Genomic DNA, 9,743 nt, shown 5'->3' on the forward strand with positions numbered 1-9,743 from the left:
TTTTATTAGTAGATACTAAAAGGTTATTTTAATTTAGAAGAGGCAATCTGACCAGCAATAATAGTAGAAAGTAAGTCCCCTCCTTTACTACCACCTTGACCAGAAAAATACTGCTCCGGTAATTTAATCTTACTAATATTTGCCCACTTAACAGAATCTCTTCTGTATTCCCAAAGAGATTTTTGTTCTGGAGTTAATCCAGAAGCGACTAATTTTTTATTGGCATAAGCTTTTGTCTCAGCAATTACCTTATCTCTTTTTGCTTCTAATTGAGCAGTCTCAAATTTAATTTTTGCTAATTTCTTATTAGTTTCTTCTTGTTTAAGCTGTGTTTCAATGGCAATTAAACTAGAAACTTGTTCTTTTTCTCTTTTAACTCTTTCTTCTGCTTTATCTCTTTCACCTTCTGCTAAAATTCTAGATTGAGCTGCTTTAGCCGTTTCAATTCGCTGAATTTCCAATTGTCTATTGGCAGATTCATCTCTTTGTGATTCAAGTCGTTTCTTAAAAGATGATTCCATATCAATAGATGGTAAAACCACTTGAGAAATTAAAATATGGTTTTCTGATATTTCATTAGGAATACGCTTGAAATGCCCATTTTTATCTGCTACTTTTTCAACAAGATACTTTTTTCTAATTTCTTTAATTCCTCTTACATCTTGCTGAATTGCTTGATCAAATAACGTATCCGCAGTTTCAATTTTTCTTACTTCATAAGAACCATCTTTTAACTGTTCTTCAAATGTTTGTCTAAAAGATTGAGCATCTCCAGAAATATAATCTTGAGCAGCATACATATATCCAGTATTAACAAGTTGTTCTCTTATTGTAGGAATTAAAGTCATTGAGACTAAATTTTCTTGAGATCTAAATTTAATGGCAACATCAATAAATGCTTTTTCAGTTTTTGGCATTTGTACTCTAACTGAAGGATAACCTAATGCTGTAACTTGATCAATAAAACGAATTGGTACAGCTTTCATTGAAGAGTTGTCATCATCATCTACATCTTCAGTAGTAATGTCAATGTATTTACTCCAAGGTTGCACTTTACCAAACCAAGTAAAATGATAACCTTCACTCATAATAGCAGATTTTTGTCCATTAGGGTAAGTAATAAAATATTGGTACCCTGGTTCAGCCCACATTATTGCATTTGAAATAATAATAATAGCAACCGCTGATAAGAAAGTAACAGCACCAACTTTTGGTTTTAAAAATGAATAACTCTCTTGCAACTTAGGGAAGATCGATAGTATACTATATACTAATGATAGAAATACAATAACGTAAAATAGAATAGCCATAATAGTCTTAGTTTATAGATTGATTAAAAAACATATGTAAATAAAAACGCATTATCAACTCTTTTAGATGTCTTTTTAAGAATATTTAAGATAAATATTTTCAAAAGAAAGAGTCAATAATGCGTAAAAAAATGAAGTGTATATAAGGTATAAAAACTTAGTTTTTCTCCTCTACTAAAACATTGGTTGTAATAGAAATACGAGTAGTATTTTTTGCGTTTGAATAAACTGTGATTGGCTTATTTTGAACACCTCTTTTACCTCGGCTATTAAAACGAACAATAATTTCGCCTTCATCTCCAGCTGCAATAGGTTCTTTAGGCCATTTTGGAGCAGTACAACCACATGTTGTAGTTACATTAGTAATAACTAGAGGAGTATCACCTGTATTTGTGAATTTAAATATATGTTCAACTACATCTCCTTGATGAATATCTCCAAACTCGTAAGTACTTTCTTGGAAGGTAACTACAGGACCAACTGAATCTTGAGCAGAGACAGTAAAGGCAATTAAACTAAGTAATAATGTAAAAAATAGATTTTTCATTTCTTCTTTGATTATTAATTAAAATAGGGTTTAGCAGTACATTTTGTATTACTTCACTATTGTATAAGTTTAATTAAGCAAATTTCATTCAAAAAAGATAAGACTATATAGATTTATCTTTTGTGAGATATGAAAAAAAATAAAAGTTGATTAATTATAAACTCAATTAAAAATTATTAATCTGTACTTATTTGCTTATTTTTATAGTAAATTGTTTAAACTCACATCCATAAAACAATAATTAACTAAAAAATCAAACATGAAAAAAAAGACTCATAATAAGTATGATATGGGCGTAATTGGTAATTGCGCATTTATGGCATATGTTGATACTAAAGCAAGCATTAGGTGGTTGTGTTGGCCTAGATTTGATAGTAGTTTTATTTTTGGTGACTTACTAGATGATGAAAAAGGAGGTGAGTTTTCTGTAAAGCCAACGGCAAAAATTAAGGATACAAATCAATATTATGTAGAGAATACAAATATTCTTGTTACAGAAATATATACAGAAGATGGAGATTTTAAAGTAACTGATTTTGCTCCTAGATTTGAGCAAGATGATCGTTATTATAAGCCCCTGATGATGGTTAGAAAAATAGAACCTTTACAAGGTACTCCATCAATTAAAGTTGTTTGTAACCCAGTTGGCAACTATGGTGAAATGATCCCTCAAAAATCTCAAGGGAGTAATCATATTCGCTATGAAGGCTTTGATCAGCAAATGAGATTAACCACAAATATTCCTCTTTCTTATGTAATGGAAGAAAATTCTTTTGTTCTTGGAGGGGCAGTTTATATGGTACTTACTTATGGAGCTCCATTAGAAGCAGCAATAGAAAATACAGCAGAACAGTTTTATACTAGAACAAAAAGATACTGGAGAAATTGGGTAAAATCAACAAGTATTAGTTTCTTCCACCAAGAGAAATTAATTAGATCTTCATTAATATTAAAAATACATCAATACGAAGATACAGGTGCTATCATTGCATCGGGTACAACTTCATTACCAGAATATCATAAGAGTACAAGAAATTGGGACTATAGGTATTGTTGGATGAGAGATACTTATTATACATTAAATGCATTTAATAATATTGGTCACTTCGAAGAGGTAGAAGCATATTTTAAATATATTGAGAATGTTACTAAGCAAGAAGAAGATAGATATCAACCTCTCTATACAATTACTGCACAAAAAGAAATTACAGAAATTGAGATGCCTTTAAAAGGGTATTTAGAGAATAAGCCAGTTAGAATTGGTAACGATGCATATACTCATATACAAAATGATGTATATGGACAGGTATTAACATCACTTTTACCACTCTATGCCGATAAGCGTTTTACCAATAAGTATAGAATGCATACCAAGAAGTTAGTAGAACATACGCTTCAGAAGATTGCTGATACTATGGAAGAAAAAGATGCTGGGTTATGGGAATTTAGAGATCGTCCAGGGCATTACTGTTATACATTTTTATTCCATTGGGCAGGAGCTTCAGCAGCTTATAAAATGGCTCAATATTTTGAAGATGTTAAGATGGCAGACAAAGCACTTAAGATAAAAGAAAGAGCTGCCGAGATGATCGAAAAATGCTATGATGAGGAAACAGGTGTATATATGCAAGCAGCAGGAGCAAAAGATATGGATGCTTCATGTTTGCAATTAATCACCATGAATTATCTAGACCCAAACTCAGAAAGAGCAAGGAGACATTTATTAGGTATGGAAAAAGAGTTGATGGCTACAGATGGTTTATTCTATAGATATAAACATGTAGATGACTTTGGTGCTCCAGAAACAACATTCTTAATTTGTGCATACTGGTATATAGAAGCATTGGCTTGTGTAGGTAGGATAAAAGAAGCTATTGACTATTTTGAAAAAGTAAGTAGCTATGCCAATCATGTTGGACTTCTTTCTGAAGATGTAGATTCTAAAGATGGTAGCCAGTGGGGTAATTTCCCACAAACATACAGTCATGTTGGTTTAATGAATGCAGCATATAGAATTTCTAAGAAACTAGATTTACCTAATTTCTTATAGAAACGGATAGATATTAATTTGAAGGGGAGCAATTTGTAGAGAATTGTTTCCCTTTTTTATTTTCCGATGAAAATATATTTAACCAAGATGAAAAATGTAATTACTGCTAAACCAAAATATTTTAAAAAGGTCATCATAATGCGTAGCTTTTAATTGATTATAAATCAAAGACAAGTAAATTAAAGGAATAGACAATAGTGTATTTAAAATTCATAGTAAAATGATATACAAAGTTGTTATTTTCATAAATATGACATTAAGTCATTTTAAAGTATTGTTTTTCAATTAGTTAATGACTTTTTGTCGTCTTGGCTCTTATTATTTTGATAGTAATATGAAAAAATGTCTGAAAAGTAGTTTTTGATCAATTATTGATATTAAACAGTTAAATAATATAGTTTTTAACTAGTTATAAGACGTTTAATTTGGTCTCGATAACTTCAATTAAATAATTAAAACATGAATTTTGAAAAATATACAATCCGGTCACAGGAGGTGCTTCAAAAGGCACAGAATATAGCGAAAGGATTACAACAACAAATAATAGAAACAGGTCATATATTAAAAGCAATTATCCAACAAGAGGATAATATGATTACTTTTTTGACCAATAAAATAAAAGCTGATAAAGCGACATTAGATACTCAAGTAGATACAATTGTAAATACATATTCTAAATCTTCAGGAGAGAATCCGTATTTATCAAATGATTCTGCAAATACATTACAAAAAGCAGAGCAATTCATGGCCGATATGGGTGATGAGTTTGTTGCTGTTGAACATATATTACTAGGACTTTTAGATGGTAATGATAAAATAGCTTCTTTGCTTAAGCAAGCTGGTTTTACAAATGATTACCTTAAAAAAGCGATAGTAGAATTACGTAAAGGAAATAAAGTGACGGATCAAAATGCAGAAGGTCAATACCAATCTTTAGAAAGATATGCTGTTGATTTAACTCAAATGGCACGAGACGGTAAACTTGATCCTGTAATTGGGAGAGATGAGGAAATCCGTAGAGTTCTTCAGATTCTTTCAAGAAGAACTAAAAACAATCCAATGCTTATTGGTGAGCCAGGTGTTGGTAAGACTGCAATAGCAGAAGGTTTAGCACAAAGAATTGTATCTGGGGATATACCAGAGAATTTAGAAGATATAAGTATTGCATCTTTAGATATGGGAGCTTTAGTTGCTGGAGCTAAATTTAAAGGTGAGTTTGAAGAAAGATTAAAAGCAGTAATCAAAGAAGTACAAAGTGCTGAAGGAAAAATAATCTTATTCATAGATGAAATTCATACGCTGATTGGTGCAGGTGCTGGTGGAGATAGTGCAATGGATGCAGCAAACTTATTAAAGCCTGCTTTAGCAAGAGGTGAATTAAGATCTATTGGTGCTACAACATTAAAAGAGTATCAAAAATATATTGAAAAGGATAAAGCATTAGAAAGAAGGTTCCAACCTGTAAAAGTAGGAGAACCATCTGTTGATGATGCTATTTCAATTCTAAGAGGTATAAAAGAAAAATATGAAGTTCATCATGGTGTAAGAATCAAAGATGATGCAATCATATCTTCTGTAGAATTATCAAATAGATATATTTCAGATCGTTTTCTTCCAGACAAAGCAATTGATTTAATGGATGAAGCTGCAGCTAGAATGCGTATTCAAATGAACTCAATGCCAGAAGAGGTAGATGAGATCAAGAGAAAAGTAATGCAGCTAGAAATAGAGAGAGAAGCAATAAGAAGAGAAGAAGATGTTGAGAAAGAAAATATCTTAACAGATCAGATTCGAATTTTAACAGGAAAACTTAATGAGCTAGAAGATGAGTGGAAACGTGAAAAACAAACTCTAGACGGTATTAAGCAGTTAAAACGTGATATTGATAAATATAAAATAGAAGCTGATCAAGCAGAAAGATCTGGGAATTACGGAAGAGTTGCTGAGATTCGTTATGGTAAAATTGTAGAAGCAGAAAAGCAATTAGAAGATCTACAAAAAGAATCAGAAATAGAATCTGAGTCAGGGAATGTAATGCTTCGTCAAGAGGTTACTTCAGATGATATTGCAGAAGTAGTAGCACGTTGGACAGGAATTCCTGTTGCTAAAATGGTTCAAGGAGAAAGAGAAAAATTACTTCACCTTGAAACTGAATTAGGAAACCGTGTTGCAGGACAAGATGAAGCTATCGTTGCAATTTCTGATGCTGTTAGACGAAGTAGAGCTGGTTTACAAGATCCAAGAAGACCAATTGGCTCATTCTTATTCTTAGGAACTACAGGTGTTGGTAAAACAGAGTTAGCTAAAGCTTTAGCAGACTATCTTTTTGATGATGAAAAAGCGATGGTTCGTATTGACATGTCAGAGTACCAAGAAAAACATGCTGTAAGCCGTTTGATTGGAGCGCCTCCGGGCTACGTTGGTTATGATGAAGGTGGACAACTTACAGAAGAGGTAAGAAGAAGACCTTATTCGGTTATTTTATTGGATGAAATAGAAAAAGCTCACCCTGATGTTTTTAATATTTTACTTCAAGTATTAGATGATGGACGCCTTACTGATAACAAAGGTAGAGTTGCAGACTTCAAAAATACTATCGTGATCATGACATCAAATATGGGTGCTCACTTTATGATGGATAAAATAGGAGATTTAGAAAAAGCAGAAACTGTTTTAGAAAAAGACGAAATTTTAGAAGGCTGTAAAGTTCAAGCTCTTGATTTATTGAAAAATACAGTTCGCCCAGAGTTTTTAAATAGAATAGACGAAATATGTATGTTCCAACCTTTAACTAGAGAGAACATGGGTAAAATTGCTTCAATTCAGTTTAAAGATATTCAGAAACGTATTCGTGCAAATGGTATCGAGATTGAGATTACTCCAGAAGCACTTAAAAAAGTTGCTGATTTAGGCTATGAACCAGAATTTGGAGCTAGACCTTTAAAAAGAGTAATTCAAAGATATATTTTGAATGATCTATCAAAGTCTATTTTAAGTGGTAAAGTTGAAAAAGATTCTATAGTGTTAATTGATATTGAAAATGATCAATTAGTATTTAAGAATAAATAGAAATAGATGTAATTAAAAAAGGCGAAATCAATATTGATTTCGCCTTTTTTGTTATTTTATTACGATCGAACTAGATTGACTGACATTGTCAATTACTGCTTTTTTTGCAGTTGATGCTGCCCTCAAATCAGTATAAATTCCATGAATACTATTCAAATTAACATGAATAACGTTCTTAGGATATTTACTTTGTACCATTTCTTGAAATTTTGTCAATAAAGAAAACTTTTGCTCAGAAAAGTTAGAAATATCAACTCTGATAATTGAAGAAAGGATTTCAGTATCTCCTTCTAAACAGTCTTTTTTTACTGCTTGTAGAAAGATATACCTGACGTTCGAATTACTTACTTCTTCTGTTTTAGACTTTGAAGTAGGTTCGTTACTGTCGACATTAGCAAACACATTACATAAACTAGTTATGTAGAGGATTGCAAAAAAGGATAATAGTCGCATTAAAAATACAGTTAATGTTATTTAGTTAATTGTACAATAGGGGATTATTGTATTTCAAATATAACAATTATTAGTTGTTAATAAAATATAAGCGTATAAAAGTTACTTATTTTTATAAAAAATATAATTATCTCATAATCTGATAATTATTAATATAACTATTTAAATAAGATAGCTGATTAAAAGAATTCTTTGTAGTTTAATTTTTAAATCAAAAAATAGACTTTCATCCTTATCAATATGCCAAGACTACTGTTTTTAATTCAGTTGATCTGTTGTTCAATTTTAGCAAGCCCAATTTTCAGTCAAGAAATTAAATCACCTTCTGAATATTTAGGCTATTCTTTAGGAACTAAATTTACTTATCATCATAAAATCATTGATTACTGTAAAGAAGTCTCTTTGAAATCTCAAAGTATAAAATTATTTAACTATGGAGAATCATCAGAAGGGAGGGAATTAATAGCACTTGCTTTTTCTTCTCCTAAAAATATTGAAAGGTTAGAAGAAATAAGAATATCAAATTTACAAAGAGCAGGTTTTTTGGCAGGGGAGCCTAAAGTAGATATTCCAATTGTTTGGTTAGGTTATAATGTTCATGGTAATGAAGCTTCAGGTTCTGAGGTAGCTTTAAAAGTTTTATATGAGTTAGTTTCTTCTGTAGAAGATTCAACAGAGTTCTCTCAAATTTTTGATAACATAGTTGTAATAATTGATCCATGTATGAACCCAGATGGAAGAGATCGTTATGTAACATCATACAATCAAAAACAAGGCGTTTTTATTAATTCTGATCCAAATGATTGGACTCATATAGAAAGCTGGCCTTCTGGAAGGTATAATCATTATATTTTTGATTTAAATAGAGATTGGGCTTGGCTTACTCAAAAAGAAACACAAGAAAGAACTAAATTTTATAGAACTTGGATGCCTGAGGTTTACGTAGATTTTCATGAAATGATGCCTCAATATTCATATTTCTTTGGGCCACCAGCAGAACCTATTAATACAGCAATTACAGATTGGCAAAGAGAATATCAAAAAATAGCATCAAAAGAATACATCAAAGTATTTAAAGAACGAGACTGGAGTTACTTTACAGAAGAGGTGTTTGATCTACTTTATCCAAGTTATGGTGATAGTTGGACATGTTTAAATGGAGCAGTAGGATTTACATTTGAACAAGGAGGTCATGGTGTTGCAGGATTATCTTTAAAAAGAACAAAAAGATCTCAAGAGTTGACATTAAATGATAGAATTGAAAAGCATTTTGAAACAACTCTGATGACATTAATTACAGCAAGCAAATACAAAAATCAATTATTAAAGGAGTATAAAAACTATTTTGATTATAAAAAGAATAAAAATGATGTTACGTATATCATAAAAGTAGATAAAGATAGGTCTAGAGTAAATACATTATTACACTTATTACAGAAACATCAAATTGAATTTAGTCAATCAATGAATTCATTTGAGATTGAAGGATATAGATATTCTACTAAAAATGTAGAAACGCAATTCATTAAAAAAGGAGATATAGTATTAACTAATAATCAAACCATGGGTAGAGCATTAGATGTTCTTTTTTCACCTAAGGTAATATATAACGACTCCTTAACATATGATTTAACATCATGGGCTTTACCTTATGCTTATAATTTAGATGTAATAAAGACTGAAAAAAAAATATCCATACCTACATCAAAGTATAACTTAAACATTCAAAGTAGTAATAATGCCATCACAGACACATCTGTCTATGTTATTCCATGGTCATCACTTAACCAAGTTAGGTTCGTATCTACATTAATGAATGAAAATATAAACCTCGGTTACCTTAAAAATGATACAACATTGAATGGAGAGTATTTTGATAAAGGAAGTATCATTATAAGTGAAGTCTCTTTACTTTCAAGTGGAAAAGCATCTTTATTTTCTTTATTGAAAGATAAGTACCAAGCTGAAGTTAAAATACAGAATAGTATGCAACTACTAGAATGTTCTGAATTTATATCACCTTTAAAAATTACGGTAGTATCAGGAGAAGAGACCAATGCTACTGATTTTGGAGGGATCTGGTTTTATTTTGATCAAATAATAGGTTACCCTATCAATATTATACAATCAAATAGATTATCAGTGTCTAAATTAGAGAAAGCAGATATTGTGATTGTAGGCGATGGTAATTATAGTAGTTCTACTAAGAATATCATTTACAACTATGTTAAGGGTGGAGGTAAGGCTATTTTGTTTGAAAATGCAATCAACATTTTTGCTGACAATAAAGTATCAGAATTATATGCATTAAAAG

At 30.8% G+C, this 9,743-nt stretch carries 6 protein-coding genes (1 of these 6 only partly in view); 3 read left to right on the top strand and 3 right to left on the bottom strand.

Features of this window, described 5'->3' with window-relative positions:
- Positions 1 to 23 precede the first annotated feature (23 nt).
- Together EI427_RS18880 and EI427_RS18885 are read right to left on the bottom strand one after the other, a co-directional pair.
- Positions 24 to 1,310 (bottom strand): hypothetical protein, encoded by a 1,287-nt coding sequence (locus tag EI427_RS18880; protein WP_126617683.1) that lies wholly within the window; start codon positions 1,308 to 1,310, stop codon positions 24 to 26.
- A gap of 157 nt (positions 1,311 to 1,467) precedes the next feature.
- Positions 1,468 to 1,857, bottom strand: coding sequence for a DUF1573 domain-containing protein (locus EI427_RS18885; RefSeq protein ID WP_126617685.1), 390 nt, complete (start codon positions 1,855 to 1,857; stop codon positions 1,468 to 1,470).
- A 259-nt stretch (positions 1,858 to 2,116) separates the two neighbouring features.
- Between EI427_RS18885 and EI427_RS18890 the strand changes: the two genes are divergently transcribed.
- Positions 2,117 to 3,907: a glycoside hydrolase family 15 protein gene (locus EI427_RS18890; protein ID WP_126617687.1), complete on the top strand. Its 1,791-nt coding sequence runs from the start codon at positions 2,117 to 2,119 to the stop codon at positions 3,905 to 3,907.
- A 459-nt stretch (positions 3,908 to 4,366) separates the two neighbouring features.
- The gene (gene clpB, locus EI427_RS18895) at positions 4,367 to 6,976 is read left to right on the top strand and encodes an ATP-dependent chaperone ClpB (protein ID WP_126617689.1); all 2,610 of its coding nucleotides are present in this window, start codon (positions 4,367 to 4,369) and stop codon (positions 6,974 to 6,976) included.
- A 51-nt stretch (positions 6,977 to 7,027) separates the two neighbouring features.
- On the opposite strand, the gene EI427_RS18900 is transcribed toward clpB, so the two are convergent.
- Positions 7,028 to 7,429: a hypothetical protein gene (locus EI427_RS18900; protein ID WP_126617691.1), complete on the bottom strand. Its 402-nt coding sequence runs from the start codon at positions 7,427 to 7,429 to the stop codon at positions 7,028 to 7,030.
- 240 nt (positions 7,430 to 7,669) lie between these two features.
- Here EI427_RS18900 and EI427_RS18905 point away from each other — a divergent pair, with 240 nt between their 5' ends.
- On the top strand, positions 7,670 to 9,743 hold the 5' portion of the coding sequence (locus EI427_RS18905; RefSeq protein ID WP_126617693.1) for a M14 family zinc carboxypeptidase. Its footprint extends 392 nt past the window's final position; the window shows 2,074 of its 2,466 coding nt (coding positions 1–2,074); its start codon is at positions 7,670 to 7,672; its stop codon lies beyond the right edge, outside the window.

This window comes from Flammeovirga pectinis (assembly GCF_003970675.1).
Classification (GTDB): domain Bacteria; phylum Bacteroidota; class Bacteroidia; order Cytophagales; family Flammeovirgaceae; genus Flammeovirga; species Flammeovirga pectinis.

Excerpts from the sequence above, each read along its gene's own strand:
- EI427_RS18900 (WP_126617691.1), bottom strand. The coding sequence starts at position 7,429 with ATGCGACTATTATCCTTTTTTGCAATCCTCTACATAACTAGTTTATGT.
- EI427_RS18885 (WP_126617685.1), bottom strand. The coding sequence starts at position 1,857 with ATGAAAAATCTATTTTTTACATTATTACTTAGTTTAATTGCCTTTACT.
- clpB (WP_126617689.1), top strand. The coding sequence starts at position 4,367 with ATGAATTTTGAAAAATATACAATCCGGTCACAGGAGGTGCTTCAAAAG.
- EI427_RS18890 (WP_126617687.1), top strand. The coding sequence starts at position 2,117 with ATGAAAAAAAAGACTCATAATAAGTATGATATGGGCGTAATTGGTAAT.
- EI427_RS18880 (WP_126617683.1), bottom strand. The coding sequence starts at position 1,310 with ATGGCTATTCTATTTTACGTTATTGTATTTCTATCATTAGTATATAGT.